The sequence below is a fragment of the Kitasatospora sp. NPDC059812 genome, assembly GCF_042732075.1.
In the GTDB taxonomy this organism is placed as follows: domain Bacteria; phylum Actinomycetota; class Actinomycetes; order Streptomycetales; family Streptomycetaceae; genus Kitasatospora.
Genome location: NZ_JBHWIO010000048.1, coordinates 34,565 through 58,236, shown reverse-complemented (window position 1 = coordinate 58,236; position 23,672 = coordinate 34,565). Strand labels below are relative to the sequence as shown.

Sequence of the window (23,672 nt, the reverse complement as noted above, 5' to 3'; positions counted from 1 at the left end):
GGGCGCGCGAGGCGGCCGACGAGAGATCTGGATGGTGCTATCGTCATTAGCACCATGTTGCTGAAGCTGGACACCGGCGACGCCCGCCCCCTGCACGAGCAGGTGGCAGGCGCGATCAGGCGGGCCGTCGCCGAGGGCGAGTGCGCCCCCGGGGACAGGTTGCCACCGGCCCGGGAGCTCTCCCGGGCGCTGGGGGTGAACACCAACACCGTCCTGCGCGGGCTGCGCACGCTGCGCGACGAGGGCGTGCTGGAGTTCCGCCGGGGCCGTGGCGTCACGGTCGCCGAGGACGCCGACACGCGCTCCGAACTGGCCGAGCGGGTACGACAGTTGGTCGCCGATGCGGCCCGGGCCGGCTACAGCAGGAACGATCTCGTGGACATGATCAGGGGGATGTCGTGACGGACGGGAAGCTCATAGCGAAGGAGCGCCGGGAGCCCGGGGCGGGGCGCGGCGCGTTCTGGGGCGCGGTGGCCTGGTCGGCGGGCGTCCTGGCCCTGCTGATCGCGCTGCCGTGGGCCGCGCGCCACCGGCTGCCGGACCCGCTCGCCACCCACTGGGGCGGGCAGGACCCGGACGGCTCCATGTCACTGACGGCGGCCGCGCTGTTCCCGGCGGCGGTCTGGCTGGTGCTGGTGCTGGCCGCCGCGGCCACCCTCCGGTTCCGGGCCGGGACGGCGCGCGGTGCCATCGGGCCGGCGCTGGCGGCCGGCGGAGTACTCCTGACGGGGGCGCAGACCTCCATCGTGCACGCCAACCTGGACCGCGCGCGCTGGCAGGAGGCCGCGCCGATGGGCTTCGAGGTGGTCGTCCTGGTCGTGGCGGCGGGCCTGGCCGGCCTGCTGACCTGGCTGGCCGTCCGCCCGCGCGTCGACTCCCCGACCGGCGGGCGACCGGCGGCCGGGGCGCCGACGCTGACGGCCGTGCCGGGCGAGCACCTGGTCTGGCTCTCCCGAGCCGCCAACACGTGGCTGCAACTGGCCTCGGCCGTCCTCGCCCTGGGCGCCCTGGGCGCCGTGCTGGCGCCGGCCAGCGGGCTGATCGCGCTCAACTGGTCGCTGATCGTGCCGTTCGCCTCCACCTCCGTCATCACGCTCGGCTGCTCCTCGGTCACGACCCGGGTGACCGCCGACGGCCTGTCCGTCGACTTCGGCCCGTTCGGCTGGCCCAGCCGGCGCTGGTCCCCCGCCGACCTCGACTCGGCCCGCGCCGAGCTGCGCACCCCCGCCCAGGCCGGCGGCTGGGGCTACCGCGTCAACAGCCTCGGCACCACCGTGATGCTGCGCCGCGGCGTCTGCCTGGTGGTCCGCACCCGGCGCGGGCGCGAGTTCGCCGTGAGCGTCGACGACGCCGAGCGCGGCGCGGCCCTGCTCAACTCCCTCATCGCCAGGTCCGCCAGCCCCACCGGCTGACCCCCGTCACGCCGCTGGGGTCCGTCTTCAAACCGCCCGTTCAGGTGGTGTGGACAGGGGCCGCACCGTGGGTACACCAGCTGACAGCTGCTCATAGTGCAGAGGGCAAGGAGGCGTCCGTGACCCACGAACGGCGGACGGCGGAAGACCCGGAGCGCGACGCGGTCGTCGCCCGGGGAGGCACCAACCAGGACGAACGGACCATCACCTTCCTACGACTCGGCGTCGGACTGATCGGCATCCTGCTGCCGCTCGCACTCCCCCTGGGGAACTGGCTGTTCGCCGAGCTCAGGGGCCAGAGCACGGCGGGATTCTGGCCGGCCTCGATGAGCGGCTCGTACTACACCAGCACCCGGAACCTCTTCGTGGGCGGCCTGTGCGCGCTCGGGGTGTTCCTGATCTGCTACCGCTTCGACCGCCGGGACGACCGCTGGAGCACCGCCGCCGGCGTGTTCGCGCTCGGGGTCGCCCTGTGCCCGACCGCGCCGCGGGGCGCGACCTCGTTCCAGAGCGCGGTCGGCCTGCTGCACTACGCCTTCGCCGGACTGCTGCTCTTCGTGCTGGCGATGTTCTGCGTCTACTCCTTCCGCAACCCGCGCTCCACCCAGCCGTCCTGGGTCAGCCGGGCCTACCTGGCGGCCGGGGTGCTGATCCTGGTGCTCCTGCTGCTCGCCGTCGTCGCCGGGGTGGCCGGCGTCGGCACGGACTGGGCCGTCCGGCCGCTGTACCTGTGCGAGTGGTTCTCGACCTGGGCGTTCGGTGCCGCCTGGACCGGCGCCGCGCTCGAACTGGCCGCCGCCGGTCGATCGTACGGACACCACCCGCTCCTCCCGGGGCAGAGCGGCTCCCCCGCCACCGGCAGCCCGGCGGCCCAGGCCTAGGATGCGCCCTTAAGGGGGCCTTAACCCCAAGAGATGGTCATCTTGTCGTCCCGGAACACCGTTACCATGCGCACCAAGGCCCGCCACCAGGGCGGCCGGTGACGGAACCCCAGCAACGGGAGGACGAGCATGTCGAACGAGGTCCGGGCAGGGCGCGGTCCGCAGGAGGAGTACCCGTCGGTGGATCTGCGGATGGACGTACCGCACTCGGCGCGGGTCTACGACTACCTCATCGGCGGCAAGACCAACTTCGAGGCGGACCGCGTCGCCGCGCACGCCTCGGTGCAGGCCTGGCCGTCGCTGCCGATCTCCATGCGCACCACCCGCGACTTCATGCAGCGCGCCGTCCGCCACCTCACCGAGGAGTACGGCGTCCGGCAGTTCCTGGACATCGGCACCGGCATCCCCACCTCGCCCAACGTTCACGAGATCGCCCAGTCGATCGCCCCGGACGCGCGGGTCGCCTACGTCGACAACGACCCGATCGTGCTCACCCACGCGCGGGCCCTGATGTCCAGCACGTCGCAGGGCCGCACCTGTTACGTGGACGCCGACTTCCGCGACCCGGAGTCGATCATCCAGAACCCCCGGCTGCGCGAGGTCCTCGACTTCTCCCAGCCGGTGGCGCTGTCGCTGATCGCCATCGTCCACTTCGTACTCGACGAGGACGACCCGCAGGGCATCGTGCGCCGCTTCATGGACGCCCTGGCACCCGGCAGCTTCCTCGCCCTGACCGTGTTCACCGGGGACACCGACCCGGTGGGCGTGGGCGGCGTCGGCCGGGAGTACAACGCGCGCGGCATCCCCCTGCAGATCCGCGACCAGAAGGAGACCGCGGCCTTCTTCGACGGCTACGACCTCCTCGACCCCGGCGTCACCCTGGTCCACCACTGGCGCCCGGACACCGGGGCCGCGCCGATCCGCGACCAGGACATCGCGATGTACGCGGGCGTGGCGATCAAGCGCTGAGCCTGCCGACGTCAGCCGGGGACGGCGACCAGGCCCGCCTCGTAGGCCAGGATGACGAGGTGGACCCGGTCGCGGGCGTCGAGCTTGGCCAGCAGCCGGGTCATGTAGGTCTTCACCGTGGCGATGCTGAGGACCAGTTCGGCGGCGATCTCGGTGTTGGACAGGCCCCGGCCGACCAGGGTGAGGATCTCCCGCTCCCGGTCGGTGATCGCGCCCAGCCGCCGGGCGGCCGCTGTCGGCCCGGGGGCCGGCACCGGTGCAGCGGCCGGTGACGCGGCGGCCGCCGGGCCCGGGCCCGGCCGCTGGTCCGCGAAGGAGGAGATCAGCCGGCGGGTGACGCTCGGTGCGATCAGGGCGTCCCCGGCGGCCACCACCCGGACGGCGGCGAGGATGTCGTCCAGCGCCATGTCCTTGACCAGGAAGCCGGACGCCCCGGCGCGCAGCGCCGCGTACACGTGGTCGTCGTCGTCGAAGGTGGTGAGCACGACGACCCTGGTCGGCCCACCGCCGCCGGTGATCAGGCGGGTCGCCTCGATGCCGTCCATACCGGGCATCCGCAGGTCCATCACGACGACGTCGGGCCGCAGTTCACCGGCCAGCCGGACGGCCTCGGCGCCGGTGCCGGCCTCGCCGACCACCTCGACGTCGGCGGTCTCGGTGATGACCATCTCCAGTGCGGCCCGGACCAGCGGCTGGTCGTCGACCAGCAGGACGCGGGTCATGCATTCACCTCCACGGGGATCGGCAGTCGGACGGCGACCCGGAAGCCGCCCTCGGGGCGCGGACCGGCCTCGAACTCGCCGTCCAGCAGGCCGACCCGCTCGCGCAGCCCGGCCAGGCCGAAGCCGGTGCCCCGGCCCCGGCCGGTACCGGTGCCCGTGCCCCGGTCGGTGATCTCCACGGCCACCTCGCCCGCCGTGCGGCGGTCGACCAGGACCTCGCAGGAGCGGGTGTCCGCGTGCCGCACCACGTTGGTGACGGACTCCTGGATGACGCGGAACGCCGAGAGGTCGATCTCCGGTGGCAGCGGGCCCTGTTCACCCCGCCGCCGGACCGCGACCCGGACGCCGGCGGCCGTGGTCGCGGCGGCCAGCCGGTCGAGGTCGGCCAGACCTTGAGGGGTGGTCGCCGACGTCTCGCCGTCGGCCTGGCGCAGCGCGACGAGCATCCGGCGCAGCCCGGCCAGGGTGTCCCGGCCGGCGTTCTCGATCTCGCCGAGCGCCTGCTTGGCCCGTTCGGGGCGGGTGTCGATGACCCGGCGGGCGGCGCCGGCCTGGAGGGCGACGATGCCGATGGTGTGGGCGACGGTGTCGTGCATCTCGCGGGCGATCCGCAGCCGTTCGGCGGTGACGGCCTCGGTGGCCGCCCGGGTGCTCAACGCCTGGGCGTGCTCGCGGTTCTGCCGCATCGAGCGGCCGATCAGCCAGGCGACCAGGGCGAGCAGCGCGGCGCCGTCGGCGGAGCCGATGTGGGTGCCGGTGAAGATGCCGACGGTGTTGCCGTGCACCAGGCCGATGTGCAGCACGAGCAGGCTCATCACCAGCGCGAACGCGGCCCGCGAGCTGCGGCGCGGCCGGGTGGCGGTGATCAGGCAGAGCGCGACGTCCACGGCCAGCAGGGAGGCCGGCGGCACCTGGGTGTCGGCGGCCCAGCCGTCGGTCTCCGTGAAGGCGGCGACGAACAGCAGGGCGACCGCGAGCACCGGGAGCCGGCGCACCAGCGCGGCGCCGGCGAAGGCCACCACCGTGGTGGCCAGGGTGAAGGACAGGCCGCCGTGGGCGGCGGCCCCGCCGTGGTACCGGGCGTTGCCGCCGAGCAGGACGGCGGGGTAGGCGGCGGCCACGCACCAGGCGAGTCCGACCCAGACCTCGGGCGGAACGCGCCGGAACAGGGGCGGAGAGGGCGTCGCAAGCATACGAAGATCGTATCGGCGGCCCGAGGCACCGTCATCGGACCGTGGTTGTACGACCGGGGGTGACAGCCGGGGCGCGCGGTGTCAGCGCCGGTCCGATGCGGCGGCCCGGCCCCGCCCGGCACCGTTGAGCCCATGATCGAAGTCACCGAGCTGACCAAGCGCTACGGCCGCACCACCGCCGTCGAACGCCTCACCTTCACCGTCCGGCCCGGCCATGTGACCGGCTTCCTGGGCCCCAACGGCGCGGGCAAGTCCACCACCCTGCGGCTGATCCTCGGCCTCAACGACCCGACCGGCGGCACCGCCACCGTCGACGGCCGCCCGTTCCGGTCTCGGCCGCGCGGCCTGCGCGACGTCGGCGCCCTGCTCGACGCGGGCGACGTCCACGGCGGGCGCAGCGGCGCGGCCCAACTGCGGGCGCTGGCCCGCGCCAACGCGATCCCGGCCGCGCGGGTCGAGGAGGTGCTGCACGAGGTCGGGCTCACCAAGGCCGCCGGGCGCCGGATCCGCGGTTACTCGCTGGGGATGAAGCAGCGCCTGGGCATCGCCGGCGCGCTGCTCGGCGACCCGCCCGTCCTCCTCTTCGACGAGCCGCTCAACGGCCTCGACCCGGAGGGCGTGCTGTGGGTGCGCGGCCTGTTCCGCCGCCTCGCAGCCGAAGGGCGGACGGTCTTCGTCTCCAGCCACCTGATGGCCGAGATGGAGCACACCGCCGACCGCCTGGTGGTGATCGGCCGGGGCCGGCTGATCGCCGACGAGAGCCTGGCGGAGTTCTCCGCCCGGGCCGGCCGCACCGGCGTCACCGTCCGGGCGGCCGAACCCGACCGGCTGGCGGCCGTGTTGACCGCGGCGGGCGCCACCGTCCGCCCGGGCCCGGACGGCGCGCTCGCCGTGACCGGCCTGGACGCCACCCGGATCGGCGAACTCGCCCTGGAGCAGCGCCTGTTGCTGCACGCCCTGACCACCCGCACCGCCTCCCTGGAGGAGGCGTTCATGGAACTGACCGCCGACAGCGTCGACTACCTGGCCGGAGAGCCCCGATGAGCACCGCGACCACCACCCCCCGCCCCCTTCCCCGGCCCCTCCCCCGGCCACGCGCCCGCTTCGGCGACCTGCTCGCCGCCGAGTGGATCAAGTTCTGGTCCCTGCGTTCGACCGTCTGGGTGCTGGGCCTGAGCGCCCTGTTCATCATCGCCGCCAACCTCAAGGCGGCCCGGTACACCTACGACCACTACACCGTCGGCGACGGCGATCCGGCGACCATGCTGCAGGTCGCGCTCGGCGACTCCTTCACCATGATCGCCGCCGACGTCGTGATGATCGTCGCGGGCAGCGTCGGCGCGCTCGTCCTGGTCGGCGAGTACGCGAGCGGGCTGATCCGCACCACGCTGGTGGCCGTCCCGGACCGCCGGGCCGTGATCGCCGCCAAGGCCTGCGTACTGACCGCGGTCATGCTCGGCTACGGCGCCGTCACCGCGGGCGTCTCCTTCGGCGCCTGCCAGGCGGTCCTCGCCGACACCCACATCGGCGTGTCCGTCACCGACCCGACCGCGCTGCGCTTCGTCGCGGCCGCCGCCCTGTTCGCCCCGGTCTGCGCCCTCGCCGGCTTCGCCCTCGGCGCGCTGATCCGGCACACCGCCGGAGCCGTCGTGGGCACCGTCCTGGTGCTGTTCTTCCTGCCGGCGTTCTTCAACGAGCGCTACCGCTGGTCGGCCGACCTCCTGCACGCCATGCCGCTCCAGGCCTGGCGCCGGCTGGCCCAGGTCGACCTGACCCACTCGCTGCCCTCCGCGCACCCGGCCACCGTCGCCGGATCCTGGGCCACGTTCGCGCTCTGGGCGCTCGCCTCGGTGGTGGTCGCCGCGGTCGCCGTCCAGCGCCGCGACCACTGACCCGCCGTCCGGCGGCGGCGCCGGAAACGCTGCTCACCCGTCGCGGCGGCCTGCCGCCACATCCGCCAGAGCCACCAGCAGCGCCGCCAGGACCAGGCCCGCCGCGACCGTCACGCCCAGTTGGAAGGCCAGCGCCCAGTCCGGGCGCGGGCCCTGGGCGTGGGCGAAGAAGACCGAGCCGACGATGGCGATGCCGACCGCCGAGCCGACCCGCTGGGCGGTCTGCATGACGCCGCCGGCGCTGCCCGCCCGGGCGATCGGCACCTGCTGGAGGGTCAGGGTCTGGTTCGGCGCGATCACCAGCCCGCTGCCCACCCCGGCGACCAGCAGCGGCAGCACCGTCGCCCAGCCGATCGCCGACCCCGTCCACAGCTGCACCGCCAGGGCCGAGGCCAGCAGGCCGGCCAGGACCAGCACCAGGCCGAGCAGCACCAACCGGCGGCCCAGCCGGTGCACCAGCCGTCCGCCGATCGCCGCGGACACGCCCGAGCCCAGCGCGAACGGCGTGATCGCCAGGCCCGCCGTCAGCGCCGAGTAGTGCAGGCCCGCTTGGAGGTAGAGCGTGAAGATGAAGAAGATCGCGGTGAACCCGGCGAAGTACACCAGCGACAGCGCCACCCCCGCCGCGTACGGGCGCACCGCGAACAGCGCCATGCTCACCAGCGGCTCCCGGCCCCGCGCGTAGTACCGCTCCCAGCCCACGAAGGCCCCCAGCAGCACCGCCGCCAGCGGCAGCAGCAACCAGCGCGTCGAGCCGTGCCACTGCTGCGCCTGGACGAACGGCAGCAGCAGCGCGACCGTCCCGGCGCCGAGCAGCAGCACCCCGACCGGGTCGAAGTCCCGGTGCCCGGCCCGCGAGGCCGCCGGCGGGGGCGGCGGGAGCAGCCGGTAGGCGATGGGCAGGGCGGCCACGCCGATCGGCAGGTTGACCAGGAACACCCAGCGCCAGCCGTTCTGCGGGCCGAACAGGTGGATCAGCAGGCCGCCCAGCAGCGGGCCGACGGCGGTGGACAGACCGATGGTGGCGCCGAGCGCGCCGAAGGCCCGGCCGCGCTCGGCGCCCTGGAACAGGACCTGGATGAAGCCGGAGACCTGCGGCACCAGCACCCCGCCGGCCGCGCCCTGGAACAGCCGGGCCAGCACCAGCCACTCCTGGTTCTGCGCCGCCCCGGCCAGCGCGCTGGCCGCGGTGAACAGGGCGAGCCCGGTGAGGAAGACGGCCCGGCGGCTGCGGGCGTCGCCGAGCCGCCCGGACGGGACCAGCACCAGGCCGAAGGCGAGCGCGTAGCCGCTGAGCACCCACTGCAGGCCGCTGTCGGACATGTGCAGCCCGGCCCGCACGGTCGGCAGGGCGACGTTGACGATGCTGACGTCCAGCAGCGTCATGAACCCCGCGACCAGGCAGACCGTCAGCGCCCGCCAGCGCCGCGCCTCGGCCCGCCGGCTCGCGGCGGAGGCGCCGGGCCGCTGTTCCGGGGGGCTGCACGGGGGTTGGGCCGTCATGGGAGCACCTTCCGGGCGTCCGGCGGTCGTCTGGCTTCGCGTCCGGCGACCGGCCGTCGACCGGTCTTCCCGGTCCGGCTGCCCGCCCGCCGCGCGCGGCCCCCCTCCGAACGGCCATCGTGGACGGCGCGGCCCCGGAGCCGCCAGCCGGGCTGCGCCGCCCGCGCCGCCGCTCACCCGGACGGCCGAACCCGATCGCGGCCTCCCCCGGCGCCCCGGAGGCTGAGGACATGAACGCCGCCACCGAAACCCCGCCGACCGCCCCGCCGGTGCTGGACGTCCGGCAGCGCAACGTCGTCTTCGGCACCATCGTGCTCGGCATGCTGCTGGCCGCGCTCGACCAGACCATCGTCGGCACCGCGCTGCCCACCATCGTCGCGGACCTCGGCGGGGCCGCCCACATGTCGTGGGTGGTGACGGCCTACCTGCTGGCCGAGACGGTGGCCACCGTGCTGGCCGGCAAGTTCGGCGACCTGTACGGGCGCAAGCTGCTCTTCCAGGTCTCGGCGGTCGTCTTCATCACCGGCTCGTTCCTCTGCGGCCTGGCGACCAACATGACGCTGCTGATCGCCTGGCGGGCGCTCCAGGGCATCGGCGCGGGCGGCCTGATGGTGACGGCCATGGCACTGATCGCGGACGTCATCCCGCTGCGCGAGCGCGGCAAGTACCAGGGCGCGATCGGCGCGGTGTTCGGCGTGGCGACGGTCATCGGGCCACTGCTGGGCGGGCTGTTCACCGACCACCTGTCCTGGCGCTGGGCGTTCTACGTCAACGTGCCGATCGCGATCCTGGTGGTGATCGCGGCCGCCCGGACCATCCCCTCGGTGCGCTCGGCGGTGCGCCCGGTGATCGACTACCTGGGGATCGCACTCGTCGCGATCGGCGCCAGCGCCCTGATCCTGGCGACCAGTTGGGGCGGCAACGAGTACGCCTGGGGCTCCGGAGTGATCATCGCCCTGTTCGCCGGCGGCGCCGCCGCCCTCGGGCTGTTCTGCTGGGTGGAGAGCAGGGCCGTCGAACCGATGCTGCCGATGCGGCTGTTCCGGAACCCGGTGTTCGCGGTCTGCTCGGTACTCAGCTTCATCGTCGGCTTCGCGATGCTCGGCGCGCTGACCTTCCTGCCGACCTTCTTGCAGTACGTCGACGGCGACTCGGCGACCGTCTCCGGCGTGCGGACGCTGCCGATGGTGATCGGGCTGCTGCTCGCCTCGATCGCCAGCGGCAACGCCGTCAGCAAGACCGGCCGGTACCGGGTGTTCCCGATCGTCGGCACCCTGGTGATGGCCGTCGGCCTCTACCTGCTCTCCCGGCTCGAACCCGGCACGGGCACCGCGCTCGCCTCCCTCTACATGTTCGTGCTCGGCGTCGGCATCGGGCTGAGCATGCAGGTGCTCACCATCGCCGTGCAGAACACCGTCGACTACGCGGACCTCGGCACCGCCACCTCCGGGGTGACCTTCTTCCGCACCATCGGCAGCTCCTTCGGCACCGCCGTGTTCGGCACCATCTACGCCAACAGCCTCAAGACCGAACTCGCCCGGGGCGTGGCCTCCTCGGCCCACCTCACCGGCGCGGACCCGGCACTGCTCACCCGGGCCGCCGAGAGCCCGCAGGGCCTGCACCGGCTGCCCGCCGCGCAGGCGGCCCCGATCATCCAGGCCTACTCCGACGCCCTGCACACCGTGTTCCTGTGGACGGTGCCGGTCGCCCTGGTCGGGTTCGTGGTCGCGCTCTTCCTCAAGCAGGTGCAGCTGCGGGACACCGCCCGGGCCGGCTCCACCGACATGGGCGAGGGCTTCGCCCAGCCGACCACCAGCGACTCCGACCCGCACCTGGAGTACGCCGTCGGCAAGCTCGTGCGCGGCGTCGACCTCGACACCGTCCGCTCGATCGTCGACGACGCCGACACCCGGGTCGACCTGGCCGGGGCCTGGGCGCTGATGGAGGTCGCCGGCCACACCAAGGCCGTCGGCCAGGCCTCCCTGGACCTCATCGCCGCCCGCAAGCGGATCCCGCCCGAGGTCCTGGAGCCGGTCTTCGACCGGATGGCCGCCGAGGGCTACCTCACCCGCGACAGCGACCGGCTCTCCCCCACCGACGCCGGCTCCCAGGAGGTTCACGTCCTCGCCCAGGCCTGGTCGGACTGGCTCAACGCCCGACTGGACGCCGACGCCGGCCGCCCGCGCAGCCCCCAGCTGCGCACCGCGGCGACCGCCATCGCCTGGCGCCTGATGGTCGAGGACCTCGCCAACGGCCTTCCGGCCCACGCCCGTTCGAAGGCCGCGGCGCGAACCTAGGGCTTCCTCGCCAGGATCAGTTCGCGCCGGACGCCGTCGGCCATCAGGCCGCCGGGCTCTTCGGTCTCGGCGAAGCCGTTGCGGCGGTAGAGGGCGATGGCCGCGCCATTGTCGGGGTTCACCGCCAGCTTGAGGGTGGTGAACCCCTGCTCGGCGGCCCAGCGGGCGATCGCGCCGATCAGCCGGTCCCCCACGCCCCGGCCGCGCGCCGCCGAGCCGACCCACAGGGAGATCAGCTCGGCGGCCGCCCCGCCCTCCTCGGCCGGGACGCCACTGGCCATCGCGACCGGGCGGCCGTCCAGCACCGCGACCAGGTCGAGGGCGCCGGGGATCTCCAGGCGGGAGCGCCAGCGGGCCTCGTGGTCGCCGGCGCCCTGCCAGTCCGCCAGGGTGGAGCCGAAGGCGTACGGCGCCTCGGTCAGCGCGGCCAGGCGCAGCTCGCGCCAGAGCGCCCAGTCGTCGGAGCCGAGCCGACGCAGCTCGGGTTCGCGCGGTTCCGGTTCGCGCGGTTCCGGTTCGTGCAGGTCGGGCTCGTGCGGTTCGGGTTCGTGCAGTTCGGACATGGTGCGGACCTTGCCGCAGGCCGGGCGGCACGGCAAGCGGATTACCCGGTTCAGCCCACGAGCGGCGGGTTGAGGCGGGCGAAGGCCTCCTGCCGGCGGTAGGGGAAGTATGGGTACGGCGCGGTGCGGGCGCTGGCCGCGTCCAGCCGGGCGACCTGCTCGTCGGTCAGCGACCAGCCGACCGCGCCGAGGTTCTGCCGCAGCTGCTCCTCGTTGCGGGCGCCGATGATGACCGAGGACACGGTCGGGCGGCGCAGCAGCCAGTTGATGGCGATCTGCGGGACGGTGCGGCCGGTCTCGGCGGCGATCCCGTCGAGCGCGTCGACCACCCGGTACAGCAGTTCGCCCTCGACCGGCGGGCCGTAGTCGGCGGTGTCGTGCAGCCGGCTGTCGGCCGGGAGCGGCCGGCCGCGCCGGATCCGGCCGGTGAGGCGGCCCCAGCCGAGCGGGCTCCACACCAGGGCGCCGACGCCCTCCTCCTGGGCGAGCGGCATCAGCTCCCACTCGTAGTCGCGGCCGACCAGCGAGTAGTAGACCTGGTGGGCGGCGTAGCGGGGGCGGCCGTAGCGCTCGGCGACGGCGAGGGACTTCATCAGCTGCCAGCCGGAGAAGTTGGAGACGCCGGTGTAGCGGATCTTGCCGGCCCGGACGAGGTCGTCGAGGGTGGCCAGCACCTCCTCGATCGGGGTGCCGGCGTCGTAGGCGTGCAGCTGGAAGAGGTCGAGGTAGTCGGTGTCGAGGCGGCGCAGCGCGTCGTCCACGGCCCTGGTGAGGCGGGCCCGGGAGGTGCCGGCGTCCTGCGGGCCGTCGCCGGTCGGCAGGCCGGCCTTGGTGGAGACGAGCACCTGGTCGCGGCGGCCGCGGATGGCCTGGCCGAGGACCTCTTCGGAGGCGCCGTCGGAGTAGACGTCGGCGGTGTCGAAGAGGGTGACTCCGGCGTCGATGGCGATGTCGAGCAGGCGGCGGGCCTCCTGGACGTCGGTGGTGCCCCAGGCGCCGAACAGCGGTCCACGGCCGCCGAAGGTGCCGGTGCCGAGGCTGAGCGCGGGGACCTTGAGGCCGGACGAGCCGAGTCGGCGGTATTCCATGGCGGTTGTCGTGCTGGTTGTCGTGCTGGTTTCCATGGCAGTTCTCCCCTCAGAGCCCTTAACGGGACTCCCATTCCGTTAGGATGGTTCGACCCTAGCAGGGCGCATCGACCTAATGGAACAGGAATCCCGTTAATGACTGCCGAGCCCTCCGCGCCGGACGCCCCGGACGTTCCAGAGACCCCGGACGCCCCGGACGCCCCGGACGCCCCGGAGACCCCCACGCCCGGGACGCGGCGCCCCGGCGGCCGCACCGCCCGGGTCCGCGCCGCCGTCCTGCGGGCCGCCGAGGACGCCCTGGTCGAGCACGGCTTCAGCGGGCTCGACCTCGGCGACGTCGCCCAGCGGGCCGAGGTCGGCCGGACCACCGTCTACCGGCGCTGGGGCACCACCAGCGCGCTGGTCGCCGACCTGCTCGCGGACATGGCCGAGCAGTCACTGCCGCGCACCCGCAGCGGCTCCCTCGCCGAGGACCTGCGGGCCAACGCCCGGCTGGTCCAGCGCACGCTGGCCGACCCCCGGCAGGGGGCGCTGTTCCGCGCGGTGATCGTGGCCGCCACCTGCGACCCGGGCACCGCCGAGGCGCTGCGGCACTTCTACCTGCGCCGGGTCGAGGAGTGGGCGCCGTGCGTCACCGAGGCCGTCGAACGCGGCGAACTCCCGCCGGACACCGACGCGTTCGAGGTGGTCCGGGCCGTCTCCGCGCCGCTCTACTACCGGATGCTCACCACCGCCCAGCCGCTCGACGAGGCCGCCGCCGACCGCGCCGCGGCCGCCGCCGAGGCGGCCGCCCGGGCGGGGGCGTACCGGCGGGAGGGCTGGCGGTCCAGGGGCACCCTGGGGAACGGCCTAGAAGAAGCTGTCGTCGTCGCCCTCGTAGTAGTTGTTCACGACCACCTCGGGAGTGTCGTCGCTGAACGCCTCGTTGAGCAGCGCGCCGCCGACCAGGCCGGCCGCGCCCGCGCCGATCAGCGCGCCGGTGCCGAAGCGGCGTCCGCCCTGGCCCGGCTGGCCCTGAGCGGGCTGGCCCTGGACCGGCTGCGGATAGCCCTGCTGGACCGGCTGCGGGTAGCCCTGCTGCGGGGTGTAGAACGGCGGCACGGTGGTCTGCACCCGCTGGGCGCAGGCGGCGCAGGTCTCGATCTGGCGCGGCACGCCCCACTGCGGCGACCACAGCACCGCCGTCGAGCCGAGGCCGTGCGAGGGGTCGAAGAAACACGTCACGGGGGAACTCCCTGGTCCTGGCTGGGTCATCGGGACAGCGGGCGCCACGGCGGGCACGGCGGGCGCCACGGCGGGCACGGCGGGCGCCATGGCCGGCGCGGCGGGCACCGCCGGAGCCGGCACGGGCGCGGCGGGCGCCGGTTGCAGGACGTCCACCCCGAAGTCGGCGGCGATACCCGCGAGCCCCGACGCGTACCCCTGCCCGACGGCCCGGAACTTCCAGTCCGCGCCGTGCCGGTAGAGCTCGCCGAACACCATCGCCGTCTCGCTGCCCGCCTCGGCCGCCACGTCGTAGCGGGCCGCCTCGGCGCCGCCGTCCGGGTCGGTGAGCCGGATGTACGCGCCGCGGACCTGGCCGAAGCTCTGGCGCCGCTGCACCGCGTCGTAGACCGCGACCGCGAAGACGATCTTCTCCACCCCGGCCGGGACGTCCGCGAGCCGGACGTCGATCTGCTCCTGGTCGTCGCCGCCACCGGCGCCGCCCTGGTGGCGGACCGAACCGTCCGGGCTCTGCAGGTTGTTGAAGAAGACGAAGTGCTGGTCCGAGACGACCTTCCCGGAGGCGTCGCAGAGCAGGGCGCTGGCGTCCAGGTCGTACCCGGCGCCGACCGTCCAGCCGAGGCCGACCCGTACGACCCGCAGCCCGGGGGCCTGCTTGCCCAGGGAGACGTTGCCGCCCTTCGTCAGGGCCACACTCATGACACTTCCTCCGCCACCGTTCGAATGACCGCTGTTTCCACTGTTCGACCACGACAACGCTGTAGAGCTCGCGCCGGTTCCCGACTTCCCGTCAGTGCTGGACGGGACGTTCCAGCAGGCCACGGGCCCGTGGCGCGGTCATGCCGGCCGGGGCGCGCGAGCTGGGCGCCCTGGCGGGGTGTCGGCTCCCGACCTATTGTCAGGGAACATGACACGCCTTCGTCGCGCCGCCACCCTGGCCGCCGCCCTCAGCGGCACGCTCGCCGCCCTGCTCACCCCGGCCGCCGCCCAGGCCGGCCCGGCGGCCTGCCCGGTCGTCGCCACCGCCCCGGTGGACACCGAACAGGCCCGGCTCCAGGACCAGCGGACGACCGCCTTCACCGAACGCTCCGGCCTGCGCGACCTGCTCCGGGGCTTCCCCGCCGCCCTGTGCACCGCCCGGAACGCCCGGCAGGCGGAGCGGGTGGCGGGCGCCTGGGGCCGGGCACTCTGGCAGGCCGGGGTGGACCGGGCCCAGGGCCGGCGGCCCAGCGGCGAACTCCCCGCCCGCGACGACCGCCCGCTGTACTGGACCAGGCTCGCCATGACCGTCCAACTGGCCCGCTGGCAACCCGGGTTCGACGTCGACCCGGCCGATCTGCGGGCCCGCTTCGAGGACGCCTCCCGAGGCCTCGACGACGGCTTCACCGCCGCCCCCGGCATCCGGCGGATCTTCGTCAGCGGCTTCGACCCGTACGGCCTCGACACCGAGCCGCGCCGCGCCAACCCCTCCGGCGCCGCCGTCCTGCAACTGCACGGGCGGCGGATCACCCTCGCCGACGGCAGCCCGGCCGAAGTCCGGGCCGTCCTGCTGCCGGTCCGCTACGGCGACTTCGACGACGGCGTCGTCGAGCGCGCCTTCGGCCCGCACCTCTCCCCCGGCCCGCAGGCCGCCGACCTGATCACCAGCATCAGCCAGGGCTACCCTGGCCTGTTCACCCTGGAGGCCTGGGCCGGGCGGGCCCGCTCCGCCGATCCCGCCACCGACAACACCGGCACGCTCTCCGGCGGCACCCGGCAGCACCCGGTCACCGCCCCGGGCCTGGACGACGGCCCGGAGTTCATCCGCACCACCCTGCCCACCGACGCCATGACGGCCGTCCAGCAGCCCTACCCCGTCCGCCTCAACACCACCGTCACCGAGATCCCCGAGGGCGGCGTCGACCCCGTCGACCGCGCGGACGGCCCCACCCCCGGCTCCCGAGCCGTCGCCGGTGGCGGCGGCGGATACCTCTCCAACGAGGTCGCCTACCGCTCCAACCGCCTGCGCCTCGACCTCGCCCCCGACCTCCCCGGCGGCCACCTGCACACCCCCGTCCTCACCGGCCTGCCCGCCCAACAGGACCGCCTCACCGCCCCGGAGTTCGAGCAGAACGAGGCCGCCATCGCCGACCAGGTTCGCGAGATCCTGCGCCACGCCCGGTTCTGAGCCCCGGCGCCACGCCCGGTTCCGAGCCCCGGGCCCGCGCGGCGGGGCCGGCTACACCGGCCGGGCGAAGCGCGTCCCCGCCGCGCGCGCCCGGGACTCGGCGATCTGCGCGTACGCGGCCTCCCGGTCCGCCCAGTGCGAGCCCTCGACCGACTTGCCGCGCTCCAGGTCCTTGTAGACCTGGAAGAAGTGGGTGATCTCCAGCAGGTCGAACTCGCGCAGGTCGCCGATGTCCCGCAGGTCGCCGTAGCGCGGGTCGTGGGCGGGGACGCACAGCACCTTCTGGTCCGGCCCGCGTTCGTCCCGCATCACCCACATGCCGACCGCCCGGCAGGTGATCACGCACCCCGGCACGGCCGGCTCGCCGCCGAGAACCAGCGCGTCCAGCGGCTCCGCGTCGCCGCCGAGGGTGCCCTCGACGTAGCCGTAGTCCACGGGGTAGCGGGTGGCGGTGAACAGGGTGCGGTCGAGGCGGATCCGGCCCGCCGCGAAGTCCATCACGTACTTGTTCCGCGACCCCTGCGGGGTCTCGATCAACACCTCGAACTCCACCGCGGCCTCCTCCTCTGCGCCTGGGGAGATTGTCCGCCGTCCCGGCCGTCCGGGCACCCTCCGCAAACGCCCTCCGCGGCCCGGCGGGGTCCGTTAGCATCCGGATCATGGGGAGTTGGCGTGTCACCGTCCAGAACCACCACCGGCGCAGCGGCGGGCGGCCCCAGGGGCGCCCGGAGGGGCCGCTGGCCCGCCGCGGCGACCTGGCGCTGTACGGCCGGAACGGCGAGATCAGCTGTGTCGACGCCGAAGGCCTGGTCCGCTGGCGCCGCCCCTGTGCGGGGCGCCCGAACGCGGCCCACCTCTCCGGCGGCCGGGCGCTGGTCACCACCGACTCCTTCGAGTACACCGCCTGGGGACACCTCGGCCCGGCCCTGCTGCTGGACCTCGACGACGGCGCCCTGGTCGCCGAACTGCGCGGCGAGCGCGGCACGGCCCTGGGCGACGGCCGCTTCGTGCTCGGCCTGGAGGGCTACGGCACCTTCGACACCTGGGCCTACGACCGGGACGCCACCCTGGTCGACTCCTGGCGCAGCTACGGCCACTACGTGGTCGGCGACGGCCTGCGCGTCGTCGAGACCGACCGCCGCCGGCCGACCGGGAGCCGGGTGGTGCGGCTGCTGCCCGGCGGGGGGATCGAGAGCGGCCCGCTGCTCGCCGACCCGCAGGCCCCCGCGCCGGTGGTGCTGGCCGACGGCACCGTCCTGGTACTGGACGCGGGGGTGCTGCGCGCCGTCGGGCGCGACCTCGACGCCACCGTGCTCGCCGAGTTGCTCCCGCTGTCCGGCGACGACCTGCACCGGTTCACCGGCACGCTGCGCCGCACGGCCGACGGCCTGGCCGTGACGCTCGTGGAGCGCCACCCGACCCGGATGGGCGGCTACACCACCCACCGCTGGACCCTCGGGCTGGAGTCGCCGAACTAGCGCGCCGGGCTGGCCCCCGGGCCCCCGGCGTTCCTCGGCGGCCACTCTCCGCGACCGCTCCCACGGAGCAGCACCGGGCGCGCGGCCGCTCCGGCGGCGGTAGGACGGACACAGACGTGCCCGGGAGGAGAGACCGTGAAGATCGTCGTCGACCTCAACCGCTGCCAGGGCTACGCGCAGTGCGCGTTCCTCGCTCCCCGAGTGTTCGAGCTGCACGGGGAGGAGGCCCTGCTCTACACCCCGCAGGCCCCCGAGGACCAGCGTGACCGCGTCCGGCGGGCCGTCGCGGCCTGCCCGGTGCAGGCCATCCTGGTCGAGGAGGAGGACCGGTCCGATGTCCGATGACCTCAAGAACGGCCGGATCGTCATCGTCGGCGCCTCGCTGGCCGGTCTGCGCGCCGCCGAGACGCTACGGGACGAGGGCTTCGCCGGGCAGCTGACCGTGGTCGGCGAGGAACGCCTCCCCCCGTACGACCGGCCGCCCCTGTCCAAGCAGGTGCTGCTCGGGCGGGTGCGCGCCGAGGAGACCGCGCTGCCCCGGCGCCGCGATGTGGACGCGCAGTGGAAGCTCGGCGTCCGCGCCACCGGTGTGGACGGGGACGGCAAGCAGGTCCTGCTCGCGAACGGCGAGCAGCTGCCCTACGACCGGCTGCTGATCGCCACCGGCACCCGGGCCAGGCCCTGGCCGAAGGCCGAGCAGGCCGCACTCGACGGGGTGTTCACCCTGCGCACCGCCGAGGACGCGGCCGGCCTGGCCGAGCGGCTGGACGCCGGCCCGAAGCGGGTGCTGGTGATCGGCGCCGGGTTCACCGGCTCCGAGATCGCCTCCGCCTGCCGGGAGCGCGGCCTGGCGGTGACCGTCGCCGAGCGCGGCCCCGCCCCGCTGGTCGGGGCCCTCGGCGGGGCCTTCGGTGCCCTCGCGGCCAAGGTCCAGCTCGCCCACGGGGTCGACCTGCGCTGCGGGGTGACCGTCTCGGCGCTGACCGGCCGCGCCGGCCGGCTCACCGGCGCCGAGCTCTCCGACGGCAGCCGGATCGAGGCGGACATCGCCGTGGTCGCCCTGGGCGCCGTCCGCAACACCGAATGGCTGGCCGAGTCGGGTCTCGCCGCCGGTCCGCGCGGGGTGGCCTGCGACGCGGGCTGCCGCGCCTTCAACATGTACGGGATCGTCACCGACGACGTCTTCGTCGCGGGCGACGTCGCCCGCTTCCCGCACCCCCTCTTCGAGTACCAGCTGCTCTCCCTCGAACACTGGGGCAACGCGGTCGCGCAGGCCGAGGTGGCGGCGCACAACATGGTCAGCCCGGGGCCGCAACGGCGGCCGCACCTGAGCGTGCCGTCCTTCTGGTCCAGCCAGTTCGGGCTCAACATCAAGTCCGTCGGCGTGCCCACCTTCTCCGACCACGTGGTCCTCGCCCAGGGCTCGGTCGAGGAGCGCCGGCTCGTCGCGGTCTACGGGTACCGGGGCCGGATCACGGCCGCCGTCAGCGTGAACCGGGCCAAGTGGCTGGAGCACTACCAGCGGCTGATCGAGGCCGCCGCGCCGTTCCCGCCCGACTGGGACGGCGTCGAGCCGCCCGCCTCCCGCATCCCGGTCCCCTCCGACGTGCCCGACCCGAAGGTGCTCTCGCACGGCCCGACCGTCGCCCTCACCGGCCACCTGCCCGACCGGCGGCTGACCCTGCGGCGCTGGGGCGGCTGAGCCCACCCGCCACCGCTCGACGGGCGCACGCCCACCGGGCCCCGCCGCCCGTCGAGGACCACCACCACCGCCGCCGCCCGTCGAGGACCACCACCGCCGCCACCCCCCGAGGAGCCACCGCGCATGGCCGCCGCCGACACCCTGTTCCGCCGGATCACCGACTACGCCAACCGCGCCGACCCCTACCCCCTGTACGCCGAGCTCCGCGACCACGGTGTGGCCCGCCAGGACGACGGCAGCTACCTGGTCGGCACCTACCACGAGGTCGCCGCGCTGCTGCACGACCCGAGGATCAGCTCGGACCGCCGCAACCGCACCGTCCCGGACGAGCTGCAGGGCAGCGTCCCGGTCGCCTTCATCGGCCGGGACGACCCCGAGCACGAACGGCTGCGCACCATCGCCATGCGGCCCTTCGGCCCGCCCCACGCGCCCGACCGGGTCGACGCCATGCACGACGAGATCGCGCGGATCACCGGGGAACTGGTCGACGGCCTCCGGGGCCGCGACCGGATCGACCTGGTCGAGGACTTCGCCTACCCGCTGCCGGTCACCGTCATCTGCCGGCTGCTCGGCGTGCCGCGCGAGGACGAGCCGCGGTTCCACGCCTGGTCCGAGACGCTGATCGCGGGCTTCGACCCCACTCCCGACAGCGATCCGTCCGAGCGCCAGCAGGCGGCCACGCAGGCCCGGATGGAGATGGGGCTGTACCTCGGCGAGCTCGCCGAGAGCCGCCGGGGCAAGCCGTCCGACGACCTGCTCTCCGCCTTCGTCAACGACCCCGGCCCGTCGGGCGGCTTCACCCAGACGGAACTGATGGCCACCGCGGTCCTGCTGCTCATCGCCGGGCACGAGACGACCGTCAACCTGATCACCAACGGCGCGCTCACCCTGCTGCGCCACCCCGAGAGCCTGGAACTGCTGCGCGACAAGCCGGAGTTGATGCCGCGCGCGGTGGAGGAGCTGCTGCGCTACGAACCCCCGGTCCAGCTGTTGCCGCAGCGCACCGCGCTCACCGACATCGAGGTCGCCGGGGTCACCGTCCCCAAGGGCGCGCCGCTGATCCTGGTGCTCGCCGCCGCCAACCGGGACCCTCTCCGGTTCCAGGAGCCCGACCGCTTCGACCCGACCCGCCCGGACAACCAGCACCTCGGCTTCGGCAGCGGCGTGCACAGCTGCTTCGGCGCACCGCTCGCCAGGGTCGAGGCGCAGCTCGCGCTCACCGCGCTCATCCACCGCCTGGACGGCCCCCGGCTGCTCCAGGACCCGCCCGAGTACCGGCGCAGCCCCGTCCTGCGCGGGCCCCGGCACCTGCCGCTCGCGCTCTCCGGGGTCAGGGACTGAGCAGCCCGGGCCCGGGAGGCGGCGTCGGCCTCCCGGGCCCGGGCGCGTTCGGCGGCGCTACGGGGTGCTGCGCACCACCGGCAGCTCCAGGAAGGACGGGTCGGCTCCGCCGTGCCCGATCCGGTAGCTCGCCCGGCCGTCGGCCGGGAGCAGCTGGAAGGAGTCCGGGTTGGCGGCGGCGACGGTGAGCCGGATCCGCTCGCCGGCCCGGAACAGCACCGCGACGGGTTGCAGGTCGATGGTGACCTGCCGGGCCCGGCCCTGCGGGAAGGGCGCCGCGTCGGTGGCCGCGTAGCTGCGGGGCGTGCGCAGCCGGCGCCAGTCGGGGTTGTCGTCCCGGTCGGCCACGGCCCGGTCGGCGAGGGCGAGTTGGCCCTCGGTCAGATAGGTGACCCGGCCGTCGGGGGCGACGTCCTCCAGGTAGACGTGCAGGGCGCCCTGGGCGGTGCCGTCGAGGCCGGTGACGTCGAGCGTGACGCGGCCGTTGCCGGTCACCCGGGTGTCGCCGGTCAGCGGCGGGGTGGTGTAGCTGAGGAGTTTGGCGTCCACGGCGGCCCGGTCGGGGTAACTGACCTGGTTGCCGGTGAGGTTGGTGTTCCAGCGGTCCAGTGGGCCGGTGCCGGCGGTGGGGTCGAGGCGCAGCAGGTCGGCGCCGGGGCGGTCGTCCGGCTCGGGCCGCCGGCGGCTGAGCGTGGTGTCCTCGCCGAGGTAGAGCCGCTGCGGGCGGGTGCCGGGCAGCGGCCAGCGGGTGGTGGTGCGCCAGACGCCCTCGTTGAAGGTGTAGTAGTGCAGTTGCCGGGTGCCGTCGGGGCGGCCGTCGGCCCGTACGTAGCGGTCGAAGAAGTCGAACGTCCGCTGGGCGATCTGGGCGCGTTCCTGGTCGGTGAGGTGGCGGGCGGGCTGGAAGGGGTCGGCGAGGTAGCCCTGGCCGTGGCTCCACGGGCCGATCCAGGCGTCCTGGGTGTTGGAGAGGCCGGTGAACTGGGAGAGCACGCCGTTGGCGGTGCCCGCGTCGAGCCAGCCGGCGTCGGTGAGCACGGGGACGCCGCCGGCCTCGACGGCGTCGGCCTTCTCGCCGACGCTGCCGACCGTCCAGCTCTTCGGGCCGTCCTGGTAGTCGCGGTAGACGCCGGCCTCGGCCATGTCGACCAGGTTGGCGTTGCCCGCGTGCTCGGCGCGCGCGGCGGCCAGCAGGGCCGGTCCGTCCGGGCCGTCGACCGGCCGGGGCACGGCGCCGGTCAGGCCGGTGGCCGCGCAGACCTGCCGGGTCTGCTCGTCGGTGTCGCAGGTGGTGCCGCCGGCCTGGTCGAGGATGCGCAGCAGCAGCGCGTACGGGGCGATCCGGGGCTCGATGAGCAGGCCGCCGGGGCGCACCAGGTCCTCGTACGGGTCGAAGTCGTAGGAGATCGGGGCGGCGGCGGTGATGTGGTGGTTGCCGAGGGCGGTGGCGAGCATCGCGGTGTCGCCGCCGTAGGAGACGCCGGTGGTGCCGACCCGGCCGTTGGACCAGGGCTGGGCGGCGATCCAGTCGCTGAGCGGGCCGCTGTCGGCGACGGTGTCGGCGCCGAGTTCGGAGCTCAGGGTGCCGAAGGAGGCGCCGGTGCCGCGCAGGTCGGCGACCACGTAGGCGTAGCCGTGGGCGTTCCAGCCGTCGGCGTCGCTGCTGCGGCCGCCGTTGCCGGGCGCGCCGGGGTAGACCCGGGCCCGCCAGTAGCGCTGGGTGACCAGGACGGTGGGCAGGTTCGCGCCGGCCGTGGTGCCCTCGGGCAGCCAGACGTCGACGGCGAGGCGGACGCCGTCGGGCATCGTGACGTAGCGCGACTGGAGGTGCGGCTCGGCGGCCGGGGCGGCCGCGGCGGGCGCCACCGAGAGTCCGAGCACGGCCGCGGCCGCGACGAGCGCCGCCAGCGGGCGGCGCAGGATCCCCCCTGCCCGGCTCACCGGGAGGTCGCCTTCCAGGGGCCTTCCTCGGGCCTGGCCTCGGTGTCGGTGCCGGGCCAGGGCGGCATGGTGACGGCGGCGATCCGCAGCGGCCGGTCGGCGTCCTCGTCGGCCCGGAACTGGAACGCCGTGCCGAGCGGGATCGAGGCCGCCGTCCCGGGCACGAGCCGGACGGTCTCCTCCCGCCCGCCCTGGCGGCGCCACAGCTCCCCGGCGCCCTCGACGACCTGCCACAGCTCCTGCACGGTGGCGTGCGACACCGCGTGCGACACCTGCCCGGGGGCGAGCTCGAACACCGCGAGGCTCCCCTGTCCGTCCAGGACCAGCAGCGGGAACACCGCGGCCCCGTCCGGTGCGCGCACCACCTCGACGTCATCGACGTCCGTTGTCTGGAACGGTTGTTGCACTGGCTGACTGCTCATCCGACCCGGCCTCTCTCGCGTCACGGAGTACCTTGGTCTCGTCCCCCACCGCCGATGAGAACACGCCTCTGCGCCCGGCCGCCACCCTGAGATGTCCCGTAGTTCGCCGCGCCGGCCTCGCGCCGGTCTCGCGCCGGTCTCAGCCCCCGGCGGGCGTGCCGAACTCGCGGAGGGCGTCGGTGACGATCGCGTCCAGTCGGGCGTGGTGGGCGCCGCGCCAGTAGGCCTGGCCGCAGTCGACGCACTGGGCGAAGACGTCGTAGGAGCGCTCGGTGCCGTCCCGCAGCTGCTCGCGCACCGAGGTCTTGTCGGCCTCGCGCAGCGTGCCGTTGCAGGTGGTGCAGCGGCTCCACGGATCGAGCGGGGGCGCGAAGCGGGAGAGCACGTCGCGCAGCTGCTCGTTGGGGCGGTGGCTGTAGACGTAGGCGCCGGCCCACAGTTCGCGGCGGCGCAGCAGTCCCCGGTCGCGCGAGAGCAGGACGCGCTGCTCGGCGGCGGAGCGGGCGGCGAGCGCGGCGTCGCCGATGTCCGGGTTCTCGTAGGCGGCGTCGACGCCGAGCAGGCGCAGCCGGCGGGTGAGGGTGCCGAGGTGGACGTCCAGCAGGAAGCGCGGCGGGGCGGACGAGGGCTGCGGCCGGTCCACGGCCCGGACGGTGACGTGTTCCTCGTCGAGCGGCACGTACGACCCGGGCACCGGCCGGCCGTCCACCAGCAGGGTGCCGACCTCGGTGAGCGGGACGCCCAGGGACTCGACGACGTGGCCGAGCGTCGAGGTGCCGTCGGTGCGCAGCGCCGAGCGGCCGGCCCGCCGGGGCCCGGAGACGAAGAGGTGCAGCTCGGGGGCGAAGTCGAGCCAGATCTGGGGTCGGTCCACGCG

Annotated in this window: 21 protein-coding genes and 2 pseudogenes; 13 read left to right on the top strand and 10 right to left on the bottom strand. The window is 74.6% G+C overall.

The window, feature by feature from the left end; all coding sequences use genetic code 11:
* Positions 1-54 precede the first annotated feature (54 nt).
* From ACFV6D_RS23220 to ACFV6D_RS23205, 4 genes are all read left to right on the top strand, one after another.
* A complete protein-coding gene (locus tag ACFV6D_RS23220; protein ID WP_063350510.1) occupies positions 55-402 on the top strand; it encodes a GntR family transcriptional regulator in 348 nt (115 codons plus the stop codon).
* Positions 399-1,412, top strand: a complete 1,014-nt coding sequence (locus ACFV6D_RS23215) for a DUF1648 domain-containing protein (RefSeq protein WP_380425962.1) — start codon at positions 399-401, stop codon at positions 1,410-1,412. Before ACFV6D_RS23220 ends, ACFV6D_RS23215 begins: the two co-directional genes overlap by 4 nt.
* A 119-nt stretch (positions 1,413-1,531) precedes the next feature.
* Positions 1,532-2,293, top strand: a complete 762-nt coding sequence (locus ACFV6D_RS23210; protein ID WP_380425960.1) for a hypothetical protein — start codon at positions 1,532-1,534, stop codon at positions 2,291-2,293.
* 129 nt (positions 2,294-2,422) lie between these two features.
* Complete coding sequence (locus ACFV6D_RS23205) at positions 2,423-3,262, top strand: SAM-dependent methyltransferase (protein ID WP_063350508.1); 840 nt, start codon at positions 2,423-2,425, stop codon at positions 3,260-3,262.
* A gap of 11 nt (positions 3,263-3,273) precedes the next feature.
* Here the strand turns inward: ACFV6D_RS23205 and ACFV6D_RS23200 are convergent, their stop codons facing one another.
* Positions 3,274-3,984, bottom strand: a complete 711-nt coding sequence (locus ACFV6D_RS23200) for a response regulator (protein WP_380489477.1) — start codon at positions 3,982-3,984, stop codon at positions 3,274-3,276.
* A complete protein-coding gene (locus ACFV6D_RS23195; RefSeq protein WP_380560996.1) occupies positions 3,981-5,177 on the bottom strand; it encodes a sensor histidine kinase in 1,197 nt (398 codons plus the stop codon). Before ACFV6D_RS23195 ends, ACFV6D_RS23200 begins: the two co-directional genes overlap by 4 nt.
* 132 nt (positions 5,178-5,309) lie before the next feature.
* Between ACFV6D_RS23195 and ACFV6D_RS23190 the strand changes: the two genes are divergently transcribed.
* A complete protein-coding gene (locus ACFV6D_RS23190; RefSeq protein WP_380344944.1) occupies positions 5,310-6,221 on the top strand; it encodes an ABC transporter ATP-binding protein in 912 nt (303 codons plus the stop codon).
* Entirely contained in the window at positions 6,218-7,069 is an 852-nt protein-coding gene (locus ACFV6D_RS23185) for an ABC transporter permease (RefSeq protein WP_380489485.1), read from the top strand. The genes ACFV6D_RS23190 and ACFV6D_RS23185 overlap by 4 nt, the downstream gene beginning before the upstream one ends.
* 33 nt (positions 7,070-7,102) lie before the next feature.
* Here ACFV6D_RS23185 and ACFV6D_RS23180 read toward each other — a convergent pair whose 3' ends face one another.
* Complete coding sequence (locus tag ACFV6D_RS23180; protein WP_380560995.1) at positions 7,103-8,572, bottom strand: MFS transporter; 1,470 nt, start codon at positions 8,570-8,572, stop codon at positions 7,103-7,105.
* Positions 8,573-8,802: 230 nt separating this feature from the next.
* On the opposite strand from ACFV6D_RS23180, the gene ACFV6D_RS23175 reads away from it, so the two are divergent.
* Entirely contained in the window at positions 8,803-10,869 is a 2,067-nt protein-coding gene (locus ACFV6D_RS23175; protein ID WP_380560994.1) for an MDR family MFS transporter, read from the top strand.
* On the opposite strand, the gene ACFV6D_RS23170 is transcribed toward ACFV6D_RS23175, so the two are convergent.
* Positions 10,866-11,432 carry a GNAT family N-acetyltransferase gene (locus ACFV6D_RS23170; protein ID WP_380560993.1) on the bottom strand — a complete coding sequence of 189 codons (567 nt, stop codon included), beginning with the start codon at positions 11,430-11,432 and terminating at the stop codon, positions 10,866-10,868. The genes ACFV6D_RS23175 and ACFV6D_RS23170 overlap by 4 nt on opposite strands.
* A gap of 50 nt (positions 11,433-11,482) precedes the next feature.
* Complete coding sequence (locus ACFV6D_RS23165; protein WP_380560998.1) at positions 11,483-12,520, bottom strand: aldo/keto reductase; 1,038 nt, start codon at positions 12,518-12,520, stop codon at positions 11,483-11,485.
* Between the two features lie 135 nt (positions 12,521-12,655).
* Here ACFV6D_RS23165 and ACFV6D_RS23160 point away from each other — a divergent pair.
* A pseudogene (locus ACFV6D_RS23160) lies at positions 12,656-13,333 on the top strand (TetR/AcrR family transcriptional regulator); the annotation flags it as partial.
* 558 nt (positions 13,334-13,891) lie between these two features.
* Here the strand turns inward: ACFV6D_RS23160 and ACFV6D_RS23155 are convergent.
* A pseudogene (locus tag ACFV6D_RS23155) lies at positions 13,892-14,443 on the bottom strand (TerD family protein); the annotation flags it as partial.
* Positions 14,444-14,651: 208 nt separating this feature from the next.
* Between ACFV6D_RS23155 and ACFV6D_RS23150 the strand changes: the two are divergent.
* Positions 14,652-15,911 carry a pyroglutamyl peptidase gene (locus ACFV6D_RS23150; protein WP_380560992.1) on the top strand — a complete coding sequence of 420 codons (1,260 nt, stop codon included), beginning with the start codon at positions 14,652-14,654 and terminating at the stop codon, positions 15,909-15,911.
* A gap of 51 nt (positions 15,912-15,962) precedes the next feature.
* Here ACFV6D_RS23150 and ACFV6D_RS23145 read toward each other — a convergent pair whose 3' ends face one another.
* On the bottom strand, positions 15,963-16,463 hold the full coding sequence (locus ACFV6D_RS23145; protein ID WP_363374548.1) for an inorganic diphosphatase: 501 nt from the start codon (positions 16,461-16,463) through the stop codon (positions 15,963-15,965).
* 107 nt (positions 16,464-16,570) lie between these two features.
* Here ACFV6D_RS23145 and ACFV6D_RS23140 point away from each other — a divergent pair, with 107 nt between their 5' ends.
* The 4 genes from ACFV6D_RS23140 (at position 16,571) to ACFV6D_RS23125 (ending at position 20,432) form a co-directional block, all read left to right on the top strand.
* On the top strand, positions 16,571-17,389 hold the full coding sequence (locus ACFV6D_RS23140) for a hypothetical protein (protein ID WP_063350496.1): 819 nt from the start codon (positions 16,571-16,573) through the stop codon (positions 17,387-17,389).
* Between the two features lie 135 nt (positions 17,390-17,524).
* The gene (locus tag ACFV6D_RS23135; RefSeq protein WP_063350495.1) at positions 17,525-17,734 is read left to right on the top strand and encodes a ferredoxin; all 210 of its coding nucleotides are present in this window, start codon (positions 17,525-17,527) and stop codon (positions 17,732-17,734) included.
* On the top strand, positions 17,724-19,091 hold the full coding sequence (locus ACFV6D_RS23130; protein ID WP_380560991.1) for an NAD(P)/FAD-dependent oxidoreductase: 1,368 nt from the start codon (positions 17,724-17,726) through the stop codon (positions 19,089-19,091). The genes ACFV6D_RS23135 and ACFV6D_RS23130 overlap by 11 nt, the downstream gene beginning before the upstream one ends.
* Before the next feature lie 123 nt (positions 19,092-19,214).
* Positions 19,215-20,432, top strand: a complete 1,218-nt coding sequence (locus ACFV6D_RS23125) for a cytochrome P450 (protein ID WP_380375350.1) — start codon at positions 19,215-19,217, stop codon at positions 20,430-20,432.
* A gap of 57 nt (positions 20,433-20,489) precedes the next feature.
* Here the strand turns inward: ACFV6D_RS23125 and ACFV6D_RS23120 are convergent, their stop codons facing one another.
* The 3 genes from ACFV6D_RS23120 to ACFV6D_RS23110 form a co-directional block, all read right to left on the bottom strand.
* Positions 20,490-22,373, bottom strand: coding sequence for a CocE/NonD family hydrolase (locus ACFV6D_RS23120; RefSeq protein WP_380560990.1), 1,884 nt, complete (start codon positions 22,371-22,373; stop codon positions 20,490-20,492).
* Complete coding sequence (locus tag ACFV6D_RS23115; RefSeq protein ID WP_363374536.1) at positions 22,370-22,795, bottom strand: cupin domain-containing protein; 426 nt, start codon at positions 22,793-22,795, stop codon at positions 22,370-22,372. Before ACFV6D_RS23115 ends, ACFV6D_RS23120 begins: the two co-directional genes overlap by 4 nt.
* Positions 22,796-22,934: 139 nt before the next feature.
* Positions 22,935-23,669: a Mut7-C RNAse domain-containing protein gene (locus ACFV6D_RS23110; RefSeq protein ID WP_380560989.1), complete on the bottom strand. Its 735-nt coding sequence runs from the start codon at positions 23,667-23,669 to the stop codon at positions 22,935-22,937.
* Positions 23,670-23,672: the final 3 nt, after the last annotated feature.

Excerpts from the sequence above, each read along its gene's own strand:
- ACFV6D_RS23220 (WP_063350510.1), top strand. The coding sequence starts at position 55 with ATGTTGCTGAAGCTGGACACCGGCGACGCCCGCCCCCTGCACGAGCAG.
- ACFV6D_RS23205 (WP_063350508.1), top strand. The coding sequence starts at position 2,423 with ATGTCGAACGAGGTCCGGGCAGGGCGCGGTCCGCAGGAGGAGTACCCG.
- ACFV6D_RS23200 (WP_380489477.1), bottom strand. The coding sequence starts at position 3,984 with ATGACCCGCGTCCTGCTGGTCGACGACCAGCCGCTGGTCCGGGCCGCA.
- ACFV6D_RS23195 (WP_380560996.1), bottom strand. The coding sequence starts at position 5,177 with ATGCTTGCGACGCCCTCTCCGCCCCTGTTCCGGCGCGTTCCGCCCGAG.
- ACFV6D_RS23190 (WP_380344944.1), top strand. The coding sequence starts at position 5,310 with ATGATCGAAGTCACCGAGCTGACCAAGCGCTACGGCCGCACCACCGCC.
- ACFV6D_RS23185 (WP_380489485.1), top strand. The coding sequence starts at position 6,218 with ATGAGCACCGCGACCACCACCCCCCGCCCCCTTCCCCGGCCCCTCCCC.
- ACFV6D_RS23180 (WP_380560995.1), bottom strand. The coding sequence starts at position 8,572 with ATGACGGCCCAACCCCCGTGCAGCCCCCCGGAACAGCGGCCCGGCGCC.
- ACFV6D_RS23175 (WP_380560994.1), top strand. The coding sequence starts at position 8,803 with ATGAACGCCGCCACCGAAACCCCGCCGACCGCCCCGCCGGTGCTGGAC.
- ACFV6D_RS23170 (WP_380560993.1), bottom strand. The coding sequence starts at position 11,432 with ATGTCCGAACTGCACGAACCCGAACCGCACGAGCCCGACCTGCACGAA.
- ACFV6D_RS23165 (WP_380560998.1), bottom strand. The coding sequence starts at position 12,520 with ATGGAATACCGCCGACTCGGCTCGTCCGGCCTCAAGGTCCCCGCGCTC.
- ACFV6D_RS23150 (WP_380560992.1), top strand. The coding sequence starts at position 14,652 with ATGACACGCCTTCGTCGCGCCGCCACCCTGGCCGCCGCCCTCAGCGGC.
- ACFV6D_RS23140 (WP_063350496.1), top strand. The coding sequence starts at position 16,571 with ATGGGGAGTTGGCGTGTCACCGTCCAGAACCACCACCGGCGCAGCGGC.
- ACFV6D_RS23130 (WP_380560991.1), top strand. The coding sequence starts at position 17,724 with ATGTCCGATGACCTCAAGAACGGCCGGATCGTCATCGTCGGCGCCTCG.
- ACFV6D_RS23125 (WP_380375350.1), top strand. The coding sequence starts at position 19,215 with ATGGCCGCCGCCGACACCCTGTTCCGCCGGATCACCGACTACGCCAAC.
- ACFV6D_RS23115 (WP_363374536.1), bottom strand. The coding sequence starts at position 22,795 with ATGAGCAGTCAGCCAGTGCAACAACCGTTCCAGACAACGGACGTCGAT.